Source organism: Chryseobacterium angstadtii (genome assembly GCF_001045465.1).
Lineage (GTDB): Bacteria > Bacteroidota > Bacteroidia > Flavobacteriales > Weeksellaceae > Chryseobacterium > Chryseobacterium angstadtii.
Window position 1 is genome coordinate 831,471 of the sequence record NZ_LFND01000003.1, and the last position, 22,233, is coordinate 853,703.

22 protein-coding genes and 4 tRNA genes are annotated in these 22,233 nt (G+C 37.3%); 10 read left to right on the forward strand and 16 right to left on the reverse strand.

All coding sequences use genetic code 11. From position 1 onward, the window contains the following. Positions 1 to 17 precede the first annotated feature (17 nt). The 6 genes from ACM46_RS11555 (at position 18) to ACM46_RS11580 (ending at position 6,792) form a co-directional block, all read left to right on the forward strand. Positions 18 to 494: a hypothetical protein gene (locus ACM46_RS11555; RefSeq protein ID WP_048506790.1), complete on the forward strand. Its 477-nt coding sequence runs from the start codon at positions 18 to 20 to the stop codon at positions 492 to 494. A 7-nt stretch (positions 495 to 501) separates the two neighbouring features. Further along, entirely contained in the window at positions 502 to 3,090 is a 2,589-nt protein-coding gene (locus ACM46_RS11560) for a DNA gyrase/topoisomerase IV subunit A (RefSeq protein ID WP_048506791.1), read from the forward strand. Positions 3,091 to 3,101: 11 nt separating this feature from the next. Then, positions 3,102 to 3,755 (forward strand): rhomboid family intramembrane serine protease, encoded by a 654-nt coding sequence (locus ACM46_RS11565; protein WP_048506792.1) that lies wholly within the window; start codon positions 3,102 to 3,104, stop codon positions 3,753 to 3,755. A gap of 30 nt (positions 3,756 to 3,785) precedes the next feature. Next, positions 3,786 to 4,895 (forward strand): helix-turn-helix domain-containing protein, encoded by a 1,110-nt coding sequence (locus ACM46_RS11570; protein WP_048506793.1) that lies wholly within the window; start codon positions 3,786 to 3,788, stop codon positions 4,893 to 4,895. Between the two features lie 143 nt (positions 4,896 to 5,038). Beyond that, a complete protein-coding gene (locus ACM46_RS11575; RefSeq protein WP_048506794.1) occupies positions 5,039 to 5,824 on the forward strand; it encodes an SDR family NAD(P)-dependent oxidoreductase in 786 nt (261 codons plus the stop codon). After that, positions 5,821 to 6,792 carry an NAD-dependent epimerase/dehydratase family protein gene (locus ACM46_RS11580; RefSeq protein WP_048506795.1) on the forward strand — a complete coding sequence of 324 codons (972 nt, stop codon included), beginning with the start codon at positions 5,821 to 5,823 and terminating at the stop codon, positions 6,790 to 6,792. Before ACM46_RS11575 ends, ACM46_RS11580 begins: the two co-directional genes overlap by 4 nt. 52 nt (positions 6,793 to 6,844) lie before the next feature. On the opposite strand, the gene ACM46_RS11585 is transcribed toward ACM46_RS11580, so the two are convergent. The 8 genes from ACM46_RS11585 to ACM46_RS11620 all read right to left on the reverse strand — a co-directional run bounded on the left by ACM46_RS11585 (position 6,845) and on the right by ACM46_RS11620 (position 13,890). After that, positions 6,845 to 8,386, reverse strand: coding sequence for an L-type lectin family protein (locus ACM46_RS11585; RefSeq protein ID WP_241486000.1), 1,542 nt, complete (start codon positions 8,384 to 8,386; stop codon positions 6,845 to 6,847). Positions 8,387 to 8,393: 7 nt separating this feature from the next. Then, positions 8,394 to 8,966, reverse strand: a complete 573-nt coding sequence (locus tag ACM46_RS11590; RefSeq protein ID WP_048506796.1) for a hypothetical protein — start codon at positions 8,964 to 8,966, stop codon at positions 8,394 to 8,396. A gap of 533 nt (positions 8,967 to 9,499) precedes the next feature. Further along, positions 9,500 to 9,859 (reverse strand): DUF4180 domain-containing protein, encoded by a 360-nt coding sequence (locus ACM46_RS11595; protein WP_048506797.1) that lies wholly within the window; start codon positions 9,857 to 9,859, stop codon positions 9,500 to 9,502. A gap of 4 nt (positions 9,860 to 9,863) precedes the next feature. Continuing rightward, positions 9,864 to 10,889: a serine hydrolase domain-containing protein gene (locus ACM46_RS11600; RefSeq protein WP_048506798.1), complete on the reverse strand. Its 1,026-nt coding sequence runs from the start codon at positions 10,887 to 10,889 to the stop codon at positions 9,864 to 9,866. 28 nt (positions 10,890 to 10,917) lie between these two features. Continuing rightward, positions 10,918 to 11,769 (reverse strand): peptide chain release factor N(5)-glutamine methyltransferase, encoded by an 852-nt coding sequence (gene prmC / locus ACM46_RS11605; RefSeq protein WP_048506799.1) that lies wholly within the window; start codon positions 11,767 to 11,769, stop codon positions 10,918 to 10,920. Then, positions 11,770 to 12,528 (reverse strand): peroxide stress protein YaaA, encoded by a 759-nt coding sequence (gene yaaA / locus ACM46_RS11610; protein ID WP_048507153.1) that lies wholly within the window; start codon positions 12,526 to 12,528, stop codon positions 11,770 to 11,772. Positions 12,529 to 12,532: 4 nt separating this feature from the next. After that, positions 12,533 to 13,237: a CPBP family intramembrane glutamic endopeptidase gene (locus ACM46_RS11615; RefSeq protein ID WP_048506800.1), complete on the reverse strand. Its 705-nt coding sequence runs from the start codon at positions 13,235 to 13,237 to the stop codon at positions 12,533 to 12,535. 41 nt (positions 13,238 to 13,278) lie between these two features. Beyond that, positions 13,279 to 13,890, reverse strand: coding sequence for an L-threonylcarbamoyladenylate synthase (locus tag ACM46_RS11620; protein ID WP_048506801.1), 612 nt, complete (start codon positions 13,888 to 13,890; stop codon positions 13,279 to 13,281). Positions 13,891 to 13,991: 101 nt separating this feature from the next. Between ACM46_RS11620 and ACM46_RS11625 the strand changes: the two genes are divergently transcribed. After that, positions 13,992 to 14,064 (forward strand) — tRNA-Met (locus ACM46_RS11625). 173 nt (positions 14,065 to 14,237) lie between these two features. On the opposite strand, the gene ACM46_RS11630 is transcribed toward ACM46_RS11625, so the two are convergent. From ACM46_RS11630 to ACM46_RS11645, 4 genes are all read right to left on the reverse strand, one after another. Next, positions 14,238 to 14,816 (reverse strand): cytochrome P460 family protein, encoded by a 579-nt coding sequence (locus ACM46_RS11630; protein WP_048506802.1) that lies wholly within the window; start codon positions 14,814 to 14,816, stop codon positions 14,238 to 14,240. Between the two features lie 191 nt (positions 14,817 to 15,007). Beyond that, positions 15,008 to 15,997 (reverse strand): peptide-methionine (R)-S-oxide reductase MsrB, encoded by a 990-nt coding sequence (gene msrB / locus ACM46_RS23820; protein WP_338151993.1) that lies wholly within the window; start codon positions 15,995 to 15,997, stop codon positions 15,008 to 15,010. Between the two features lie 9 nt (positions 15,998 to 16,006). Continuing rightward, the gene (locus tag ACM46_RS11640; protein ID WP_048506803.1) at positions 16,007 to 16,507 is read right to left on the reverse strand and encodes a peroxiredoxin family protein; all 501 of its coding nucleotides are present in this window, start codon (positions 16,505 to 16,507) and stop codon (positions 16,007 to 16,009) included. A 54-nt stretch (positions 16,508 to 16,561) separates the two neighbouring features. Further along, positions 16,562 to 17,527 carry a nuclear transport factor 2 family protein gene (locus ACM46_RS11645; RefSeq protein WP_048506804.1) on the reverse strand — a complete coding sequence of 322 codons (966 nt, stop codon included), beginning with the start codon at positions 17,525 to 17,527 and terminating at the stop codon, positions 16,562 to 16,564. A 1,301-nt stretch (positions 17,528 to 18,828) separates the two neighbouring features. Between ACM46_RS11645 and ACM46_RS11650 the strand changes: the two genes are divergently transcribed. The 3 genes from ACM46_RS11650 to ACM46_RS11660 all read left to right on the forward strand — a co-directional run bounded on the left by ACM46_RS11650 (position 18,829) and on the right by ACM46_RS11660 (position 19,124). Beyond that, positions 18,829 to 18,901 (forward strand) — tRNA-Met (locus tag ACM46_RS11650). Positions 18,902 to 18,940: 39 nt separating this feature from the next. Next, positions 18,941 to 19,013 (forward strand) — tRNA-Met (locus ACM46_RS11655). Between the two features lie 38 nt (positions 19,014 to 19,051). Continuing rightward, positions 19,052 to 19,124 (forward strand) — tRNA-Met (locus ACM46_RS11660). 96 nt (positions 19,125 to 19,220) lie between these two features. Here ACM46_RS11660 and ACM46_RS23675 read toward each other — a convergent pair. The 4 genes from ACM46_RS23675 to ACM46_RS11675 all read right to left on the reverse strand — a co-directional run bounded on the left by ACM46_RS23675 (position 19,221) and on the right by ACM46_RS11675 (position 22,170). Next, on the reverse strand, positions 19,221 to 19,367 hold the full coding sequence (locus ACM46_RS23675) for a hypothetical protein (RefSeq protein WP_241486001.1): 147 nt from the start codon (positions 19,365 to 19,367) through the stop codon (positions 19,221 to 19,223). Positions 19,368 to 19,445: 78 nt separating this feature from the next. Next, positions 19,446 to 19,970: a GLPGLI family protein gene (locus ACM46_RS11665; RefSeq protein WP_241486002.1), complete on the reverse strand. Its 525-nt coding sequence runs from the start codon at positions 19,968 to 19,970 to the stop codon at positions 19,446 to 19,448. 427 nt (positions 19,971 to 20,397) lie between these two features. Then, positions 20,398 to 20,649 (reverse strand): Ada metal-binding domain-containing protein, encoded by a 252-nt coding sequence (locus ACM46_RS11670; protein WP_048506805.1) that lies wholly within the window; start codon positions 20,647 to 20,649, stop codon positions 20,398 to 20,400. Positions 20,650 to 20,721: 72 nt separating this feature from the next. Beyond that, positions 20,722 to 22,170, reverse strand: coding sequence for an aminotransferase-like domain-containing protein (locus ACM46_RS11675; RefSeq protein ID WP_048506806.1), 1,449 nt, complete (start codon positions 22,168 to 22,170; stop codon positions 20,722 to 20,724). Between the last annotated feature and the right edge of the window lie 63 nt (positions 22,171 to 22,233).

Genomic DNA, 22,233 nt, shown 5'->3' on the forward strand with positions numbered 1-22,233 from the left:
AACATAAAAAACCAGAAATGAGACTTAGCAACCGTAATAAAGCTTCAGTTTACAATTTTATACACACACTGCTGCTGATGATGGTTATATTTGGAATTACCGCATTTTTGCTGAACGAATACAGATTTCATGCTGTCGGAAAAGTAAGCTATGGTTTTATTCTGCTTCCGGTAATGTTATTGGTGATTTTTCACCTCAATGGAAGGCAGATCTTTGAATATGACAGTGACGGAGAAGCGCTGAATTTTAAAAACAGGAATATCATCCCTTTTTTAGACAGACCTCTTCACGATGAATTTCCGAAGTATAAACTGATCAGCTACGAGATTGTAAAGCTTTTCTCTTTTAAAAGATTATACATCACGATTTCAAGTAAAAGCAGCGGTGCTACCATACTTAAATATGAAATATCTTATTTAAGCCAAAAAGAAGTAAATGATTTAAAACTCTCTCTGAATAAAGTAGTGAAAGCTAATAAAGAGAAAAACGATTAAAAAACAGATGACGACAGAAGAAAACTCGCACGAAGGTGAGAGCTTGAAAAAAGTCTCAGGACTTTATAAAGACTGGTTTCTGGACTATGCTTCCTATGTAATTCTGGATAGAGCGATTCCTTCCGTTTATGATGGGCTTAAGCCTGTTCAGAGAAGGATTATGCACTCTATGCGGGAATTGGAAGACGGCCGTTACAACAAAGTAGCCAATATCGTAGGAAATACAATGAAGTATCACCCTCACGGGGATGCCTCCATTACAGATGCTATGGTCCAGATTGGCCAGAAAGAACTCCTCATAGATACTCAGGGAAACTGGGGAAATATTTATACCGGGGATTCTGCTGCGGCTGCAAGATATATAGAAGCCAGACTGACTCCTTTCGCACTGGAAGTAGTCTTTAACCCTAAAACTACGGAATGGGTGAAATCCTACGACGGTAGAAATAACGAGCCTATCGATCTACCCGTGAAGTTCCCATTGCTTCTTGCACAGGGAGTGGAAGGAATCGGGGTAGGACTTTCCACAAAGATTCTTCCGCATAATTTCAATGAACTGATCAATGCATCCGTTGCCTATCTGAAAGGAAAGAAATTCGAACTGTTTCCGGATTTTCTGACCGCCGGATATCTGGATGTTTCCGAGTACAATGACGGCCAGAGAGGAGGTAAGGTAAGAGCGAGAGCCAGAATCACCCAAACAGACAAGCATACACTTGTGATTTCTGAACTTCCCTTCTCAAAAACAACCAGCGACCTGATTGATTCTATCCTGAAGGCCAACGAAAAAGGAAAGATCAAAATCAAAAAAATTGAAGACAATACTTCCGATACGGTAGAGATTCTTGTTCACCTTCATAATGATGTATCGCCGGATAAAACGATAGACGCACTGTATGCTTTTACAGACTGTCAGGTGACTATTTCTCCGAATGCCTGTGTGATTGTAGGCGACAAACCTATGTTCATGAATGTTTCCGATATTCTGAAAATGAATACCGACCATACGGTTTCACTGCTTCAGAAAGAACTGGAAATTGAACTTCACGAGCTTCAGGAAAGCTGGCATTTCTCTTCACTGGAAAGAATTTTTATCGAGAACAGGATTTATCATGACATCGAAGAAGTGAAAACCTGGGAAGATGTACTTAAAACTATTGACAAAGGATTAAAACCACATACCAAACATCTTTTAAGAGCTGTAACGGAAGAAGATATTTTAAAACTGACCGAGATCAGAATTAAAAGAATTTCCAGATTCGATTTAGATAAATTTAAAGAAAATATTGCCGCTCTTGAAGGGAAAATAGAACAGGTAAAATATCACCTTGCCAATCTGATTGCCTATGCAATTGATTATTATCTGAATATCCAGAAAAAATACGGAAAAGACAGACAGAGAAAAACTGAGCTTAGAATTTTTGATACCATTGACGCCACAAAAGTAGCAGTAGCCAATGAGAAGTTCTATGCCAATTTCGAAGAAGGTTTCATCGGAACCTCTCTGAAAAAAGACCAGTATCTGTTCGACTGCTCGGATATTGATGACATCATCATATTCAGAAAAGACGGAACGATGAAAGTTGTAAAAGTGGATGCCAAAATATTTGTCGGGAAAGATCTTCTTAGCGTTGCCATATGGAAGAAAAACGACAAGCGTACGGTATACAACATGATCTACCGCGAAGGCCGGGACGGACCTTACTACATGAAGCGTTTTTCTGTAACTGCGGTAACCAGAAATACGGATTATCCGCTGGCTTCTGATAAAAAAGGTTCGGAAGTGCTGTACTTCTCTGCCAACCCGAATGGAGAAGCAGAAACCGTGACCGTCCTTTTAAAACCGAATCCAAGAATCAGAAAAAATAAAATGGAAATCGATTTTTCCGATCTCGCGATTAAAGGAAGAGATTCCAAAGGAAATCTGGTGACCAAATATTCTGTGAAAAAAGTGGATATGAAAGAGGAAGGTGTTTCTACGCTGGCCCCGAGGAAAATCTGGTTTGATGACACGGTAAGAAGACTGAATGCAGATGCCAGAGGAACCCTTTTAGGCAATTTTAAAGGAGACGACAGAATTCTGACAATCAATACCAACGGGGAAGTAAAACTCGTATCTTTCGATCTTGGCAACCGTTTTGATGATGAATACCTGGTTCTGGAAAAATGGAAACCGCAACAGCCGGTAACCTGCATCTATTACGACGGAGAAAAAGATATTTATTTTATCAAGAGATTCCTGCTGGAAAATACCGTGAATGTACAAACCTTCATGCCTTCGGAACACCCGAAATCATTTATCGAAAACGTGATTGTGGCCAATGGTGCTTCCGCCGAGATTATTTTTGCTAAAGATAAAGGCAAAGAACGGGAGACAGAGGTCATTCAACTGGATGAATTCATTACGGTAAAAGGAATCAAGGCTATTGGAAACCAGTTTACGAAATTTAAAGTAAGAACAATCAATATCACCATCCCGGAACCTGTGGAAGAAGAACCGGAAGTATATGAAGAACCGGAAACCGGAGACGGTATTGTGGATGATGACCGAACGGTAATAGGAGATCTTTTTGAAAGTGATGAACCGGAAAATTAAGAATTAAAGCTATGAATATTCTCATCTTATTTATTATCATTACAGCCATTATCAGTTTTGTTGCCTTCAACAATGCCGGTATTATTGAGAAATATAAATTCAGCGTGGGACCTATTCTGCACAGAAAAGAATACGTCCGTCTGATTTCATCCGGATTCCTGCATGCTGATATTATGCACCTGGTGTTTAATATGATGACGCTGTATTTCTTTGGCCCCATCGTTATTCAGGCTTTTGGAAATGTAGGGTTTGCAGTAGTTTATCTGGGATCTATATTGCTGGGGAATTTTCTCTCGCTTTACATTTATCAGAAGCAGCCGTGGTATTCTGCTGTAGGAGCCAGTGGAGGAGTTTCAGGGATATTGTTTGCTTCTATAGCTATGATTCCGGATATCGGGATTTATATTTTCTTTATTCCGATTCCTATTAAAGGCTATATTTTCGGGCTCCTGTATTTCGGATATTCCGTATACATGATGATGAATCCGAGACAGAGCGATAATATCGGGCATGCCGCACATCTTGGAGGCGCTTTTTTCGGCCTGGTTTACGCTGTGGCTGTAGCTCCTGAGACGGCCATGCACAATGCACTTTATCTGGGAATTATGTCGCTTCCGTTAATTTATCTGGGCTACGAAATTTTTGTAAGGAAAAGAATAGGATAAAAGCTATCTTTACTTAAAATATCAAAACCAATGAACACATCAGAATTAAACCGCTTCATCGTTGTATTAATCTATGGTTCATTGGTTTTGTTGTCTGTACTGAAATTATCCAATCCTTTGCGGGTCAACAGGAAAGCCAATTTCTGGTTCGGGATATTTCTTTTTTTATGGTCGAGTTTCTGGTTGGATGAAGTGCTTACACTGGTTAAAGAATCCCAGGTTGAGGTTCATTCCATCATCTCAGTTCAGGTGATTCAGTTCCTGACCCCGATCATGTTCTATTTCAGTGTCTTGTTTTACACCAATCCTTCATTTAAATTTAAGATAACAGACCTTAAATACCTGATTCTTCCTGTTTTCTTCTGGATCAATATTCTGTTGCAGCGGTTTGGAGGATTTGAAGATAATACGGTTTTCAATTTTATCTTTATCGGGCTTATTCTTTTTCAGGCTTTGTTTTATACGGGACTTTCTTATTTTACCATCAGGAAACACAAGAAAAGAATTCAGCAGTTTTCTTCCAATACAGAAGGAATCAATCTCAACTGGCTGGAATACATTACGATTATTATTTTCATTATCAACATTATCTACGTAGTTTATAATTTATCCTATGACTCTAAAGCTCTTAATTTTTTCATTAACGGAGTCTTTTTGCTGGTGATCTATTTTGTAGGGTATTATTCTTTAAAACAGAAGGAAATTTACCCTTTGGAAGAAAAGCAGCGTGAAGAACTGATCTCCATTGATGAAGATCCCGGAACCGAAGAAATAAAGAAAAAGCTGATCTCAGACGAAGAACTTGCCAAGATCAAAAGCCAGCTGGAAGAAATCATGGAGAAGCAGAAACCTTATCTCGACAGTGAGCTAAACCTGATCCGCCTTTCAGAATTGGTCTCTGTTTCTACGCATCATCTTTCTTATGTCATCAATACCGGATTTAAAAAGAATTTTTTCCAGTATGTGAATGAGTACAGAATCAGCTACGCCAAAAAACTGCTGAAGGATCCTCAGAGTAAATTGTCTATTTTAGGAATTGCTTACGAGTCAGGATTCAATTCCAAGACTTCTTTTAATACCACCTTTAAAAAACTGACAGATCAGACCCCTTCCGAGTATAAAAATAGTTCCGATTTATAAATATTAACGTTTTGCTTTATTTAATAGCCTGATTATTAGTATTTTATTGATTTATCTTGTTTGTTTTTAAAATGGGTTCATTCGGATAATCCTGAACATTCTGAGGCCTTTTTCGGGATAGCTTTGTCCCATAAAATTGTTTTATGGATACGAAAGAATCATATGCTGTAGTAACGGGAGCAAGTCAGGGACTTGGAAAAGCATTTGCCGAAAATCTGGCCGGGAAAAATATCAATGTTATTTTGGTAAGCCTTCCGGGCCAGCATTTAAAAGAACTCTCCCAAAGACTTGAAGAAACCTATCATATCAAAGCACATTACTATGAAGTAGACCTTTCTGTAAATGAAAATGTGATGAAACTTACGGAATGGCTGAACCAGTCCTTCGAAATTCATGTTCTGATCAATAATGCCGGACTTGGCGGAACCAAAAAGTTTGTAGATGCATCACCCGCTTATATCAATACCATTTTGCAGGTGAATGTAGCGGCTACTTCACTCATCACTCATCAGCTGCTGCCTAACCTTTTAAGACAGCCTAAAGCCTATATTTTAAATGTATCCAGTATGGCAGCTTTTTCACCGATTGGTTTTAAAACGGTGTATCCTGCCTCAAAAACTTTTATCCATTCATTTTCGAGAGGACTTCACGAAGAATTGAAAGATACGAATGTCTTTGTAAGCGTAGTGAATCCCGGGGCAATGAAAACCAATATGGATGTCTGCAAAAGAATTGAAAAACAGGGTGTTTTGGGGAAACTTACCCTTTTGGACCCAAATAAAGTGGCTGCTTACTGTATCCGGCAGCTTTTCAGAAAAGATTCCGTAATTATGGTGAATCCTATAAGTTGGCTGGTGATGAAGATCCTGCCGATTTGGATTAAGCTGCCTCTGATGACCAGCGCCATCAAAAAAGAAATTGAAGCATGAAAAATATTTTTGTAACCGGAGCTACAGGGCTGCTGGGAACTAATACCGTTATTAAATTATTACAATATGATTATTCTGTTATTGCTCTGGTGCGCAAGAAAAGCAGCTGGATGGGCGAAGAAAGTAAAAATCTCAGACTGATAGAAGGAGATCTGTTTTCAGATATTTCACAGTATTTGCAGGAAGTAGATACAGTGATTCACATTGCGGCGGAAACCCGTCAGGATCTGCTGTCTTATGAGGAGTATAAAAAGACGAATTATGATGCCGTACTGCATTTGTTTGCTCAAGCTGTGGCGGCCGGAGCACAGAAATTTCTGTTTGTAAGTACAGCCAATACGCTGGGATATGGAAATGCTCCCGTTTTGGGTTGCGAAAATACTCCTCAGCTATATCCCTTTACACATTCTTACTATGCTCAAAGCAAGCTGGCCGCCGAAGATTATCTTTTAAAGAACCGTAAAGCCACAGACGTTATCATTGTTAATCCTACTTTTATGCTCGGAGCTTATGACAGTAAACCAAGCTCTGGGAAAATTATTTTCTGGGTCTGGAAAAAGGGAGTCGTATTCTATCCAAAAGGAGGAAAAAACTTTGTACATGTGGAAGATGCTGCCCATGGAGTGTTGAATGCTGTTAAAAGAGGAAGGAATGGTGAAAAATACCTTTTAGCCAATGAGAATTTAAGCTACAGAGAATTTTTTAGGAAAATAAACAAGATTACTGTTCAGAATCCAATCATGATAGCCATTCCAAACAGGTTGTTGAACTTTCTTGGATTGATTGGTGACGGATTGCGAAAATTAAAAATAAAAACAAACCTGAGTACTTCCAATATGAAGGCCCTTCAGATTTGTAATTATTATAACAACCTAAAATCGAAAGAGGAATTGGGTGTCCAATATCAGCCTGTTGATCAGGCAATAGAAGATGCTGTTCAGTATTTTATTAAGAGTGGTAAATGTTGATTTTTATTTCGTTAAAAATAAAAACCAGCTATTGATAGCTGGTTTTGTAAAATTATCTTGTGATAATCTGTGTTACATTTTTATTGGAAATAACGCAGGCTTTGCTACAGTTGTTTGCACTCGAAATAGTAACCTGTACCAGTGCAGGCAATGATCTGTATTCCTCCTTATTGTAGGGAGCTTCAGTACCATTACTTCCACCGCCTTTAATATCATATTGTATCTGGGCAACTCCGGTAAATCCAACCGCAGGCCTGAAAGCAAGTGCTCCGGTAGTGGGTGAGTAGGTCCATGTACCTTGGCTGTTCGTATAAACTCCGCCTGTTATATTCGGAATCACAGCGCCATTGTTATCCAAAAAACGGAATGAATTAAAATCAAGGTTGTTATAGGAAAGTGTTGGTGGGTTTTGACCGCTTGCTGAAGAATAAGCCGCATCATTAAGCAAAGGATAATAGGTTGACTTTATCCCCGGGCATCCTGCAAACAGATCATCCGTTACTTCCGCAGCGTAAGGCCTTGTAACCCCTAAGTTTTTCAATAAATGTATATTTTTAGCAGCTCCGGTAGAAGCAGCAAACCCAATTCTGAAAGTAGCAGGCGCTGAAGTATCCAGAGTTCTTACCGTACTGTTGGATATTGTCGTCTCCGTATATTTCAGAGAAGTTGGATAATAATAATTATCAATTACTTTTTCTTTCACAGTTCCGTGCTGTATTTCCAGGGTGATATTGTAGCCACCTGCAGGATTGGGAGTCAGTGTGACATAGGCTTTACGGAATCTTGCATCATTTTCAGTGGGAGGAATAGTAGTTCCGCCGCTTTCAATACTGAATTGCTGAAGAGTCGTGTTTTTAGCACCAATATATTTACCTGTAGCAGTATCCAGATAAGCAGATCTGTTGTTGCTGGAAGGTGATGCATTGGTCGCTATACTGTAAAGCAGCGGATAGCCATTGTATCCTGCAGGCTCAGCTGATGAAAGGGATTGGTTTCCGCGTTTAGCTCTTAAAGAAACATTGCTTCTCCCATCTGTTAATGATACTCCGAAAATTCCATTTCTAACCCTTTCTCCCTGATTAAAGCTGGTTTTAAAATTTCCGAATTCATCCAGACCGATACCAAGGTATGCTCCTCTAAGTCCTTCCGTAGATTCGCCTCCACGAACAAAACTATATCCTAATCCCCCACCAAAATATCCGAGATTAAGTTGGGTTTTAGGAATAGATCCATCTACTAAGAATATAGAGATACCGTCTCCTCCGTTCGTATTTACTCCATAAATGGCAAATTCAAATTCAAATTTAATTCCCTGGTCACTTTTGAATATCTTATCAGCCAAGATTACTCCTCCTGAAATATTATTCACACTGCGGGTAAGTCGTAATCCGTCTGTAGTAAAGGTCGCATCATTCTGCACACCGCTGGTAGTAACTTTATAGGCTTCCTGAGGCTGTAATCCCTGGGTGAAATTAACAAAATACGGATAACCGGTTCCCTGCTCATTCTGTGCCTGAATATTCTGTGTGAAAATAAATAAGGAAAGAATAAACAAAAACCTTTTGTGTTGTACAATCAAGGTATTTTTTATCATAACTCAATTATTTAACAACAAAAACGATATTAATAAAAGAACAGTCTGTAGCGGCTGCTTTTACATCATACTTCATTACACCATCATCAGAAATAGTAATATTACTGAATACATTAGGATCAGCATCCGTTACATAATAATAAAGGTCTTTGCTTGATGGAAAAAAAGGAATTGCAGCAGGAGCGCTGGTGCTTTTCGCTTTTGGAGATCCAAACTGAGTTTTATATAAGGTATACAAATCCTTAGTTCGGGCAGTGGCATTTACGGAAGTGTCAAAAGAAACACTAGGCATATAAAACATTTTTACAGCATTACTGCTGATACATAACCAGTCAGGTTTCAAAGGTGTGCCAATATTCTGGCTTAAACATTTCTTATCAGTATCATAGATAAGAAGTGAGTTGGCCGGATTGATGATAGCATCTCTTTTTGCAGTAGTAAGTCTTGGGATCAGCATTCCCTTATTTTGGCTGTAAACATCCAGAATAGCGCTTTCGTCAGGCATTGAAGTATTAATTCCTACTTGAGCAAAAGAAAAAGTACTTAGTAAAACGATTGGTAGAAATAATTTTTTGATCATGATAAGTTGAATCATTTTAATCTGTGTATTTTATGTTTTTTTGTGTTGTTTTTTTCCCTGGAAGGTATGTTCCGGTCTGCTTAATTCCATACAGGAAATAAGTACTCCTTCCTATTCATTTGAATAGTGCTAATAGAAAGCATTGGGTCCCAAATATAACAGATATAACAAGTATGCCTCATAGAGAACAATCTATGTTTTATCTGAAAAATTCAATAAAGTAAATTGATTAAGTTGCCTTATAGGCTGGTAAATGCGTAAAATTCATAATCCTTTGTGTTTTGTGCAAATATACAAATAAAATACTTAAAATATCGTTTTTGGCGGATTAATTTGAATTTAACCTTGTTGAATAGTTGATTTAATACTTTTTAACTTGTTTTATTGTTAATTTAATAAAGTTTAACAATTGATTTTAATTTATAAAACAAAGTATTGTGTTGTATTTTAAACAATATAAAATTTATACAAGTAATAATAGTAAAAAGATAAGCGTTTTTTTATTGATTTTATGGAAAACATTGAAAAAGAGCTTATTGAGAAAAGTTTTTTAGTGCGTCTTCAACGGAAGCTACGAAACTGACATGTCTCATTCTATTACTTTCAAAGATAAAATCCTTCATACTTTTGCTTTCATATTTACTGAAATCACCTACAATAGCCAATCCTATACGGTAGTTTGAAAATTTTTGAAGAATTTCTCCCATCATTTTAGTCTTTAAATCAAAGAATTCAGGAGTCATGTTTTTTTCATAAAGAATGACTTTATCAAAACCCTGATAATAGATGTCTCCCATAAGATCGAGCCCATCCTGTGCAGATTGGATTATAATGGTATCAGAAATGATTTCTGCAATTTTTATCGTATTAATTTCGTGAGATTGAATAGTCATGGTGTTATTGAATTGTCTTTTTTATGTCATGTAAAAAGTTATCCAGCGGAAATGCATCTCCCTGATTGGTCAATGCTATGATAGAGCAGTTCCTTTGGAGATCTCTCCAGAATACGGCTCGGAAGCCATTCAGGCCGCCTGTATGACTTACTGTTTTCCTGCCTTCATCTTCCTCAATAAACCATCCGAAACCATAGCCGGAAACTTTTCCGTTGGAGAGTTGAGGAGGAGAGTACATTAGAGAAGTATTATTTTTATTGATCAGTTTGAAATTTCTCAAAGCCTGATCAAACAGATATAAATCTTCAGGAGTGGAGTAGATGCCGCCATCTCCTGTTGTCAGAATGGAATAATCATCCGGCTGTTTTTTCTGATTATAGCCTGTTGCCCTATTTTTATGAACGGTTGAGGAATCATACACCCAGGTATTTTTCATGCCCAGCGGGACAAAGATATTTTCACTGAGAAACGTTCCATACGGCTGTCCTGAAACTTTTTCAATGATTGAAGAAAGGATGATATAACCGCTGTTACTGTATTCAAAACTGCTTCCTGAAGCGAATTGAAGCTTGTCTAAACTATTCAGCCAGTTCAGTACATCCTGATTGGTAAGTCCTTTTTTATCAGAAATAATGGTTTCGTAGTCCTTTATTCCCGAAGTATGGTTTAAAAGCTGCCTGATGCTTACATTTTGAGCATATTCAGGCAGATGTATGTATTTTGAAGCTTTATCGTCATAATTCAGAAGACCTTTTTGCTGAAGAAGCATCACCGAAACTGCGGTAAAAGTCTTGCTTAAAGAGGCAATATAGATTGGAGTGGTTTTGTCCAGTTGTATATTTTTCTCCCTGTTACTAAGCCCGAATGCCATATCACAAACCGTTTTTCCGTTTTCTACAATGACAACCGAACCATTGAATTCCCCTTTATCACTGTATTCTTTTACAATATCAAGAGAATTCTTTTTGCAGGATGAAAGTTGTAAAACAAGGGCAAATCCGGTCAGCACACTGAATATAGAGGTTCGCATGGGTATTGGTTTAAGAAGATAAAATTACTTATTTCTTTCCAACAATAAAGCGGTCGTTTTCAGATAAATCTTTGATTAATTGAGCTTCGGAAAAATGTTCCGTATACAGTTCCAATGTTTCCGGTCCCAGTTTCTGGTTAATTTCTAAAAATAAAAGCCCCTGATTTTTTAAATGAAATCTGGAATCTTCTGCTATTTTCCTGTAGAAGATCAGTGCATCCTGAACCGGGGAGAAAAGAGCCATTTTCGGTTCAAATTCCTTCACAGAATCTGCAATCTCAATTTCCTCTTCAATTCCTATGTAAGGCGGATTGGAAATAATGATATCATAGCTTTCCTTTAATTCAAAATTCAGATAATCTGCATGAATAAAGTTAATTTCTAACTGATGATGTTCCGCATTTCTTTTAGCTGTACTTAATGCTTTTTCAGAAAAATCAATGGATGAAATGTCTGCGTTGGGAAAATATTTTTTTAAAACCAAAGGAATCACCCCGCTTCCGGTTCCGATATCCAGAATCTTTAAATTCTGAATATTAAACTTTGAATTCTTAATCTCTCTGATGGCTATTTCAAGAAGCTCTTCCGTTTCCGGGCGGGGAATCAGAACATGCTCATCCACGAAAAATACCATTCCGTAAAATTCAGTTTCTCCAACGATTTGCTGATAAGGTTTTCCGGTTTTTAAATCGGAAACCATCTGAACAAGCTTCTGTTCATCATCCATAAGAAGCTCCTGATGAGAAAGTCTTCTCTGGTGAAATGAATCGAAACCTACTATTTTCTGTATAAAGACAGCAGACAAAAAAGTACTTTCCGAATCGGTATACAGTTCGGAAAGTTCAGTTTTACAATATTTTTTAAATTCGGATAGCGTCATTTATCTTGTGAAAACCAGTTTGGTGTCGGTGGATTTTTCTTCATCAATCAAATAGCCTTCATAGTTGAATGCTTTTACATCATTCAGGGTTTTTGCCTGGGTTTCTGCGCAGAATCTTACAACGAGGCCTCTTGCATGTTTGGTGTAAACAACAATGGTTTTCAGTTTTCCGTCCTTCAGTTCATAAAAATCAAAATCTACTACTTTATGATTTAATTTCTTTCTGTCTATTACTTTTCCGTATTCATTACTACATAGATGAAGGAGTATTTCGCCTTTCTTCATTTCAGAATTCAGCTGCTCCGTGATTTTTTCTCTCCAGAATTCATACAGATTTTTGTATTGATCAAATTCGAAATGACGACCCATTTCCAGTCTGTAAAGCATTACTTTATCAGAAGGCTTCAAAAGACCGTACAGTCCGGAAAGCATTCTGTAATTTTTCTGCAGATAGTCAATCGCATTTTTATCAAGGGTTTTCGCATCCAGTCCTCTGTATACTTCACCGGTAAAGGCGAACATAGCGGGAGCAGATTCTTTTGCAGTAGGTTTGTCTTTCCATCTCTGGTTTCTTTCCCAGTTTTCATCCGCCAGTTTGGGTGATATTTCCATTAATTCGGAAAGGTATTTTGGCGATTTATGTTTGAGATAAGACTGTATAAATGCTGCTTCTTCGATGAATTTCGGAGTGGTAGATCTCAGTAAATCCGTTGAATTCTCAACGTTCATCAGTTTGGCAGGAGAAGTTATAATTTTCATAATGTTAAAATGCAGATAAATGTTTAATATCAATACAATTCAGAATCATCATAGACACAAAGTCGTACATAAAATGGCAGATGATCAGAATTTTAATGTTGGTATATTTTTTATAAAACAAAGCAAAAACGGTTCCGATAAAGAAAGGAATTACAACCTGTCCGATGGTTCCGTAGGTACTGTGCAGAATTCCAAACAGGGCAGCAGAAACAATAATACCGATGTATGGATTCCTGTATAGGTGTTCAATTCTTGGCTGAATGTATCCCCGCATCAGAAGTTCTTCCACGGCACCCGCGGTAAAGCAGGTTAAGATAATCAGCAGATAATTATTTTTAAAAACAGAAGAGATCTGAACGAGTTTACGGCTCATTCCTTCCTGAGTCAGAAGCTGAATGATCAGATTAAGCATGGCCCCACCGAATGCACAGATAACATACAAGGCAATAACCGCTTTAATATAGAACAGAACCGGATATTTTTTATCTTTCCAGAGCAGAAAAGAGCCCTTTTCGATAAAAAAGTTGTAGGCCAATATCAAAGCGAGAACAAGCCAGAGCGCAATTCTTGTATAACCGAAATTAGTAGGGGTAAATGCTTTTATTCCTGTGATAAAATAAATCAATGGAAAAACATACAGCATTACTGCAGCAAGAAGTACAAAGGTCAAAAGAACGCCCAATGCATATTTCCCATTCAAACTCATCATCCCAAAAAATTAGCGGTCAGCTTTTAACAATTAATACTTAATTAGATGATTCCTTTTCCCTGACGGATAATTTCCGGCTCTCCCGAAGTAAGATCCACAATCGTGGAGGCTACATTGTCACCATATCCCGAATCAATCACGATATCCACTAAGTGATCATACTTTTCAGCAATCAGTTCCGGATCTGTAGAGTATTCAATGATTTCGTCATCGTCTTTGATGGAAGTTGATGCAATCGGGTGGCCCAGTTTTTCTACAATCAGCTGTGGAATCGGATGATCGGGTACACGGATACCAATTGTTTTATGGTTTTTATAAGCTAAAGGCAGGTTTTTATTGGCATCAAGAATAAAGGTAAAAGGTCCCGGAAGATGGCTTTTCAAAAATCTGAAAGTGGAGGTGTCAATAGGTCTCGTAAAATCTGAAAGATGGCTGAGATCATTACAGATAATCGAGAATTTAGCTTTTTCCAGCTTGGTTTTTTTCAGCTGAGCCAGCTTTTCCATAGCTTTTATGTCAAAAATATTACATCCTAAGGCATAGATGGTATCGGAGGGATAGATAATCAGTCCGCCATTTTTTAAGGTTTTAATAACCTCATTCACAAGATTTTCCTGAGGGTTATCAGGATATATTTTCAGTATTTTTGCCATAAAACAAAGATACAAATAATAAAATAGTTTTCATAAAAGTCCTTTATTTAAAAGAAAAATTAGGGTTTTCAAAAAATAATCGTATATTTGCAATCCAATATCGCGGGATGGAGCAGTAGGTAGCTCGTCGGGCTCATAACCCGAAGGTCATCTGTTCGAGTCCGGTTCCCGCTACTAAGTTTTATAAACGAAAAAAATCGGTACAGCAGCAAGTTGTACCGATTTTTTTATGTTATATTATTTGGAATTTTAAAAACCGAATACAAATGAATTAAAATGAAACCCCCAGCATTTATTAGTCCTTACTTCCTGTTTTAAAGTAAGAATTCCATTTTTGACTTATTAAATTATTCCTTTTCCCGCATGTGAGAAGGCATTTCAGGTTTCAATCCACCACGGGTATTTAAATTCTCTGGATTATTCTTTCCTGCTTTTTTTGCATCCCGCAAAACCATATATAATTCGTGAAAAGGTCCATATCCGGCCTTTGCATTGCTATGACAACTAATACAGCTGCCACCGAGAGCGGGTGAGCTTTCTGTAAGGATTCCTTTTTCGTAATCCGTATATTTAAAATACTCCCAGCCGCCGGGGGAATTGGGAAATCTGACGGTATCTTTAATGGTGGCGGAAAGCGAATAAGCTTCTCCCTGATAAAAGCCTTTGCCTATAGGTGAAATGGTATCTCCTTTGCGGATAAGTTCCTTTACAAAAATAGTCCCTTCTCTGAAATAACCGTTTTCCTTCCAGTATTCATAGCTTTCCGGATCAATGTATATGTTTTGAAAGTCAGGGAAAATTGCGGTTGAATCGTGTGCTTTGGGTGTAGTTCCTGTTCCTGCAAAAACCCAGGTACGATAATTAGTAGGGCGGATCAGCTCTCCTTTTTCATCGAAAGTGTAAGGTGCTTTTTTGTCCGGACCCATTTTTTTACAGGAATATATAAAAATACTAATCATTACTAATGATAGATAAAACAATGAATTGTAAGTGCGATTTTTCATGCTTTGATTGGTTTTAATGTTTAAAGCCATGTTTCATTTGTTCGTTGTATTTAATAACCTGAAGAGTTACCATGTTGTTGGGTTTTACTTTTTGAATTTTGTTTCCCTATTGTTTAACCTTCTTCTGTATTGGTTTTAAGCTTGTCTTTATACAGGGTTTTAAGTTTTTCCAGCTTAGGATTGATGACGGCCTGACAGTAGGGTTGATCCTGATGGTTGTTGTAATAATCCTGATGGTGCAGTTCTGCCTTATAAAAAGCTTCGAACATTTTTAATTCGGTTATAACCATACTGTCATACAAGGTCTGTACTTCTTTGATGACGCGCATGGCGGTTTCACGTTCTTCATTGTTGCGATAAAAGATAATACTACGATATTGTGACCCTTTGTCTGCACCCTGCTGATTGAGTGTGGTAGGGTTGTGTGTGGTAAGATGTATTTTTATAATGTCTTCAAACGAAATTTCAGAAAAATCGTAAGTGATTTGGATGGTTTCGGCATGACCGGTGAGCCCGCTGGTTACTTCGCGATAAGTAGGATTGCGGGTACGACCACCACTGTAGCCGCTTTCTACCTGGCTTACCCCTTTGAGGTTTTTGAAAATAGCTTCGGTACACCAAAAGCAACCGCCACCAATAGTGACCAAACGAAATTTACTTTTTACCTTTTTAATGGCAATGGCATTGATGCAAAATCGTAATCCGCTGGGAGGCGGGCCATCCTGAAATACATGTCCCAGATGTGCATCACAGGTGCTGCAGGTAGCTTCTATACGATACATGCCGTGAGTAGTATCTTTTGTATAATCTACTACATTTTCTTTTATAGGTTGTGTAAAACTGGGCCAGCCTGTGCCGCTTTGAAATTTTTCTTCCGAATCGAAAAGCTCGGTATCGCAACAAATACAGGCATATCTGCCCGATTCAAAAAGGTTGCATAAATCTGAACTATGAGCCCGTTCAGTGCCTTTTTCACGGGTGATATAAAATTGTGAGGGACTTAGAATAGCTTCCCATTCTTCGTCTGTCTTTTCTACTCTTTTGTCGGGTTTTGAATTGCCGAAGTTGGCTCGTTTTATAACATCTAACCAGTTTATCATCATGCTAAATATTTAATTGTTTGTAATGCTTTGTAAATACTCAATCGCCTTTTCAGGGTTGAGATGAAAATCATTAAATACCACCTGACCTTCGTTGTTGATAAAAATAAACCAGGGTGTACCGCCATTGTTGTAACGAGACATAATGGATGATGTATTCCGGTTGGAAGTACTGCCATCGTCCTGTCCGAAAGGAATTTTCAGTCCGTATTGTTCTTGTGTTTCTTTAAGTTTTTGGAAAGTATTTTGGTCGTGACCTTCAAAAACGGTTTGTACTACCAGGAATTTCACATCATCGTTATCAGCCAAACCATCAATCATTTTTTGTAGAGATGGAAATCCTGAGCTGTGGCATCCCGGGCACCAGCTCTGAAAACAAAATAATACCAGAAATTTTCCCTGATAGTCTTTAAAATGTATGGGTGGAATATCTTTCCCATTGGCGTCGATCCATCTGAAATCCGGCCATTCGGGTGCAGGAGATCCTTCAATTCCGTAGTTGCGGTTATTCATAATTTTTCTTTTTAAAATTTAAATCTAAAGTGTAATGTATACAGAAACAGCTGGTTATTTCAGCTGATTTTCAAAGTCTTCGCTGTTGAAAACGACTACTGAGCTGATGATTTTCCCCTGGTCATCAAACTGGAAATGGACTCCTTGTTTTACATCCTGAATAGAGCCTTTTTTAACAGTTCCGTTTACTTCATAAGCGATGGCACCTCGATCGCCTTCGGCAACGTTTCTAATGAGATGATAGGTGACGTTGGGTACTTTTTCGATGAGTTTTTTCATGTCGGTTATCAATGCAGCAGTACCTTTATAAGATGTACCGTTGATCTTAATATTTGCGTCCGTTGCAAACATAGCTTCCAAAGCGGTCCAATTACGCGTATTAAAATATTGAACATAATTATCCATAGTTTTTTTAGTCAATTTCTTGAAATCAACACTGGTAGGTTTAATCGGAAGCAGGGTGACTTTTTCAAATTCTTCTACTTTGTCTTTACCGGTAATCTGTTTTTTTAACTGATCCAGTTGAGTAATGGTAAGCAGTTCTTTCATCAGTGCATCTTCATTCATGGTGAAAAATTCTGCGGCATACACATTGATTTTGTTACCCGAAGCCGGAATTTCTCCGTAAGGCCCGTCCTGTTTGTCTTGCATAATGTAGAGCAGCCCAACCTGATCTCCGTCTACAATTACAATTCTATCGCGCAGATTAAGATGCGGGAAAGGAGTGTGAAAGCGTTTTATTCTTTGTACAAAAGCATCACGGCCAATCACTATTGCATTATTGGAATTGACATAAATGTTTTCGTCAACCAATGGACCATTCTTTTCAAAAGATCCGCTACTGAAATTTTGATGAAAAGTGGAAGCATTGGAACGAACTTTTTCCATGTAAGCAGATTCGTTGTCCGTCGTTTTAGATCCTGCCGATTTTTCGATAGAATTATTGTTCTGTTTGCATGCGGCTGCGCTCAATAAAATGGCAGAAACTGATAATACGAATGTAATTTTTTTTAAAATCATAATATACTTAGTTTTAATAGTCATAGACCGGTATCGTTAAGTCTTCTCATACTTCCGTAACAAGGAAATTTGCCAAAAAAATCAACGACTTTTTATGTCGATATTTCATGAGGATTTCAGAAAGCGACTGTATCTGTTGAAGTGATCATTAAGGATTCTTTATTGATGAATAAATTCCTTTAAATGTGTCTTTATTTTTCTTTCAGTAGCTGCCAAACTGCAATAAAATCCTCTGTATTTAGTCTGAAATACAGGTGTTTTAAAAGTAAAACTGTTTAACTTTTTTTATTAAACCACAAAAGTCGCAAAAGTTTTATTTTAAACACTTTAGTGATTTTTAAGCTTAAATACTTTGCGTATAGAAGTTCACATAAACCTTTAAAAATCTCTGATTTTTTATTCTTTTGAGAACTTTTATCAGATCTAACATCTGTGCAAATAGCTTTTGTCTCTTTTGTGGTTAAGTTTAAAGTGAGTTTAATGGACTTATTTTATATTTTTAATGTTCTGCTAAAAAGTTTAAACAAGTTTAGTGTAATCTTCATCTATTAATTCAAATAATTCAAACTTATTATGTGCTATACATTTTGAAAAAAGAGTTCTATAGCACATAGCAATATCCTCCCACTTCACAATTATATGTTCAAATACAATTGATAATGGTCTCATGTAAATTTTAAATAATGTCGTTGTTTAGCTGGTGATTTATTTCTTTTAAATCAAATAGAATATAGGTTGGGTATTTTTACTTATACAACATTAAACGAAAATTAATAAAGTAGTTTTCAGTTTTTGTTGAATAGTAAGTTAATGAAAATAAATCAAATTACAAAGTGATTGTTTGATAAATGTTACTGATCTTGGTTTGATTTACATATTTGGCTTAAAAATTATTAGATTATCAGCAATATGGATTTACGTTATAAAATATTTACTTTTATAATAACTTGTGAATGGAATTTTGAAATAATTCAATTGTATCAGGACAAAATTGACGGCTTTTTTTGAGAATCTGGTTTTAGTTCTGATGTGGATCTTAAATTTTTGATTTTGGATTTATTTTATAGTTAGTAGAACGCAAAGAAATTTAAACAAGCATACCATATAAAAACCCGTACTGCTCTGCAAAAATTGTAAAAATAGATAGGTAAATGTGAAATTTCGTTATTGAGAAGTTAAATAGCCTCTCCATACAGAAAACTTTTCAGGCTGATTATCCGAATACTAAAGGGAATATGAAACGAATATAGGCCGAATATTTGTAGTTTAGGAAAATAGTCCTATCTTTGCACTCACAATATCGCGGGATGGAGCAGTAGGTAGCTCGTCGGGCTCATAACCCGAAGGTCATCGGTTCGAGTCCGGTTCCCGCTACTAAGTTAAGTGCTTTCGGTAAGCACTCTAAAAATACACCGCGGGATGGAGCAGTAGGTAGCTCGTCGGGCTCATAACCCGAAGGTCATCGGTTCGAGTCCGGTTCCCGCTACTAAGCAAGTGTTTTCGGTAGACACTCTAAAAATACACCGCGGGATGGAGCAGTAGGTAGCTCGTCGGGCTCATAACCCGAAGGTCATCGGTTCGAGTCCGGTTCCCGCTACTAAACCAAGAATAGGTGCAACAGCAAGTTGTACCTATTTTTTTATGCCATTCTGATATAAAAAAGCATTGACACAAAAGAAAATTCTTCTTTTATCTATTGAGAAGGCTGAGTTTCCCACTCAAAAACTTTTTCTACCATTAATCTCCCTTCCAATGATTTTACGGTTGTACCTGCCGGAACTACCATGTCTTTACCAAAGTTACGATGAGCTTCATCTTTCAGGATGATAAAATCTTTCATCTTAATTTTTTTATGTTCGGGAAATTCAGGCTGGAAATTGATGTTTGTATGGTCATTCAAATCAACTTTAACCGCTTTCTATATGTCATAACTTTTATTATCCACTCTGACATCAAGAATGGCACCCAGCAGTCCAAAAAATTTAAAAGGCCCTATTGAATATGGAATTTCTGTAGTAAAATAGGCTGTTATGGGAGAGCCCCGGAAAATTGCTGTAGCTTTGATGCATTGGTAACCCAGTATTTTTTTTGTGGTTTCTTTATCTATTTTCCATTCAATATGTGGAACCTTATCGTATACAAAATAATTGTCTTCGGCATTATCTTTTACATAGGAGTTAAAGAAAAAATCTCTGTCACTTTGAGTATCGTCAATACTGGATATAAAGTAAGAATCCCGGCCTTTCAGTTTTCTATTAAATTCAGGATCAGTCCATACAAAATTGCCATTCTGTTTAGAAATTACATTTTTTCCATCGGTATAAAGATCTTCATGTACATTGGCTATGGCTGATCTTACATTGAGATATTGAATGTGAATTTGTTTCTGGGCACACATGGTTCCAAAGAAAATGGTAGAGAAAAGAAAAACAGACTTATTCATATAAAAAACTAGGACTTGGTTTCAGATGATTCATCAGCATTATCTCAAAACAAGTATACAAATATTTTTATTAAGTAAAACAGTATTGACTCACATAGGAAAAAGGAGCTATGCCGTCGGTAAAAGTTCTTGCTTAACCGAATCAACTTTTGATTTATTTCTTTTCTTGAAATATCGCGTCATGATATTAATCTTTGTATGAAAAACAGAATCTCTGACATTTTTTAGCGCAAAGTTTTATCTTAATGGTATATTACTTTGAGTTTTACAAAGGAGAAAATCAATCCATGATTGATTTGATGAAGCTTTATGGATAAAACGCTCGCTTATTCGAATTGATCTTTGATCGATTTTTTTCTTTATTTTCTTAAAATACCACGTAATAATATTAAACTTTGCGATAAAAAATGCTAAGTTCTATGGCTCTTTATTTGCCATGCTGCTCATTCCGCCAGAGTTTATATTTTTCCTTCATACAATGCCCGCAAGGACGGTAATTATTTTCCAACGCCTCTTTTTCTGATATAAAAAAGACCCTGTTTTCTCTTTTCATTCTTTTACCGGAAGAACAGGTGAGTAATCCGTAAATTTTTAATTTTTGATTCCCTCCAAAATAAAGTTTCCGGTTTTTTATTTTACTTCTTAAAACAGGATCAGATAAATCAGTATGTTTTTCCATTGGATAAATATCTACAGTTTTCCGTAAGTAAACAATCCAAAACTTGTCATATGGATGCAATTGAATCAATGATCAAAAGCGATCGAATGCTGCTTTCAGGAAATCCACGATTTTTTCCAGCTCTTTTTCGTCCATAGAAGCAAAACCAAACCGAAAAGCGTTACTTTTCTCATCGGTGCGCAGAATTTTCAGTTGTGGAATTTCCAGTAAACGGTGGACAGGATATTCAGGTGACAGCTTAACCCAGAAAGCCATGCCGCCGGATGGACAGGTATAGGAAAGATAATGACCTAACTTATCTTCTAGTAAAGTATCCAGAAAATCTCTTCGCTGATGATAGATTTTTTTTGCCTTTTTAATATGCCGTTTAAGCTCGCCTTCTTTTATCAGAAAAGCCAATGCATTTTGCATATATCCGTCACCACCTACGTCAATAATCTTCCGTAATGCTGTACACTGATCAATAAAGTTTTCCGGAGCTATCATAAAACCTATCCTGAGGGAGGGATCCAGGATTTTGGAGAAAGATCCTATATAAATGATATTTCCATGATGACTGCTTCCTGCCAGAGGAAGATAAGGTGAAGAAGTATAATGATAATCATAGTCATAATCATCTTCAATGATTGCAAATGAGTAAGTAGCCGATAGTTCCTGAAGCTTCATCCTTCTGGCCGCGCTGAGTGTAACCGTCGTAGGATAATGATGATGAGGGATGACATACACCGCATTGATTTTTGTTTTCCTGCAAATAATTTCAATAGCTTCGGTATCTATACCATTTTCATCCACAGGTACTTCTGTAAGTATGGCTCCGGTCTGTTCAAATGCTATGTTGGCTGCCGGATAATTGGGGGATCCTACAATAATATTCGAGCCGGGTCCCAAAATAAGCTGTGCGGCAAGATAGATACTCATTTGCGCGCCATGCGTAATTAAAATATTTTCTGCACGGATATTCAGACCTCTTGTTTCAGAAAGATACAGTGCGAGTTCTTGCCGAAGCCTTAAAGTACCTTGCTCCGTTCCAATATTGGCATACTTGATACTGTGTCTTTTGGAAGTATAGGACCGGTAGGTTTTAAGCAGCTCATCAATTGGAGAAAGCCTCACATCCGGATGTCCGTCATCAATAATGACCTCAGGAGGTGGAGTGGTGTGTATTTTTTCTGTCTTCTCATCAATTATTCTAAACGGAAGGTTGAAACTGTTTTCATAAGAAGAAACGGGATCTTCATCATTCCATTGCTGGGGTCTTAATATGGGGATCTTATCGGCAACCACAGTGTATTTTCTTGGAATAATGTTGATCCAGTCCTGCGTATACAGTTCGTCATAGGCGGCTATAACTGTTTTACGGTGAACTTCCAGTGCTTTTGAAAGCTCCCGGGTTCCGGGAAGATGAGAACCGGGTTTGAGTATACCTTTTCTTATGGCCGCGATAATAGAGACTGCAATCTGTCTGTACACTGCGGTCTTGCTTTCTTTATCGATACTGATGATATGTTGGAAGGGAAGCATGCTGGACTACCTTATATTTAAAATGTGGAACACAAATGTAGTCCTATTTGAAGGTACTTTTGT

Bases quoted from the DNA above. Each gene is read 5' to 3' on its own strand.
- ACM46_RS11615 (WP_048506800.1), bottom strand. From the start codon at position 13,237: ATGATGAGTTTGAATGGGAAATATGCATTGGGCGTTCTTTTGACCTTT.
- ACM46_RS23675 (WP_241486001.1), bottom strand. From the start codon at position 19,367: ATGAAAGATTTTATCATCCTGAAAGATGAAGCTCATCGTAACTTTGGT.
- ACM46_RS11580 (WP_048506795.1), top strand. From the start codon at position 5,821: ATGAAAAATATTTTTGTAACCGGAGCTACAGGGCTGCTGGGAACTAAT.
- ACM46_RS11670 (WP_048506805.1), bottom strand. From the start codon at position 20,649: ATGGAAAAACATACTGATTTATCTGATCCTGTTTTAAGAAGTAAAATA.
- yaaA (WP_048507153.1), bottom strand. From the start codon at position 12,528: ATGAAAATTATAACTTCTCCTGCCAAACTGATGAACGTTGAGAATTCA.
- ACM46_RS11575 (WP_048506794.1), top strand. From the start codon at position 5,039: ATGGATACGAAAGAATCATATGCTGTAGTAACGGGAGCAAGTCAGGGA.
- ACM46_RS11645 (WP_048506804.1), bottom strand. From the start codon at position 17,527: ATGATTTTAAAAAAAATTACATTCGTATTATCAGTTTCTGCCATTTTA.
- ACM46_RS11595 (WP_048506797.1), bottom strand. From the start codon at position 9,859: ATGACTATTCAATCTCACGAAATTAATACGATAAAAATTGCAGAAATC.
- ACM46_RS11570 (WP_048506793.1), top strand. From the start codon at position 3,786: ATGAACACATCAGAATTAAACCGCTTCATCGTTGTATTAATCTATGGT.
- prmC (WP_048506799.1), bottom strand. From the start codon at position 11,769: ATGACGCTATCCGAATTTAAAAAATATTGTAAAACTGAACTTTCCGAA.
- ACM46_RS11630 (WP_048506802.1), bottom strand. From the start codon at position 14,816: ATGGGTCCGGACAAAAAAGCACCTTACACTTTCGATGAAAAAGGAGAG.
- ACM46_RS11590 (WP_048506796.1), bottom strand. From the start codon at position 8,966: ATGATCAAAAAATTATTTCTACCAATCGTTTTACTAAGTACTTTTTCT.
- ACM46_RS11675 (WP_048506806.1), bottom strand. From the start codon at position 22,170: ATGCTTCCCTTCCAACATATCATCAGTATCGATAAAGAAAGCAAGACC.
- msrB (WP_338151993.1), bottom strand. From the start codon at position 15,997: ATGATGATAAACTGGTTAGATGTTATAAAACGAGCCAACTTCGGCAAT.
- ACM46_RS11565 (WP_048506792.1), top strand. From the start codon at position 3,102: ATGAATATTCTCATCTTATTTATTATCATTACAGCCATTATCAGTTTT.
- ACM46_RS11600 (WP_048506798.1), bottom strand. From the start codon at position 10,889: ATGCGAACCTCTATATTCAGTGTGCTGACCGGATTTGCCCTTGTTTTA.
- ACM46_RS11620 (WP_048506801.1), bottom strand. From the start codon at position 13,890: ATGGCAAAAATACTGAAAATATATCCTGATAACCCTCAGGAAAATCTT.
- ACM46_RS11560 (WP_048506791.1), top strand. From the start codon at position 502: ATGACGACAGAAGAAAACTCGCACGAAGGTGAGAGCTTGAAAAAAGTC.
- ACM46_RS11640 (WP_048506803.1), bottom strand. From the start codon at position 16,507: ATGAATAACCGCAACTACGGAATTGAAGGATCTCCTGCACCCGAATGG.
- ACM46_RS11555 (WP_048506790.1), top strand. From the start codon at position 18: ATGAGACTTAGCAACCGTAATAAAGCTTCAGTTTACAATTTTATACAC.
- ACM46_RS11665 (WP_241486002.1), bottom strand. From the start codon at position 19,970: ATGAATAAGTCTGTTTTTCTTTTCTCTACCATTTTCTTTGGAACCATG.
- ACM46_RS11585 (WP_241486000.1), bottom strand. From the start codon at position 8,386: ATGATAAAAAATACCTTGATTGTACAACACAAAAGGTTTTTGTTTATT.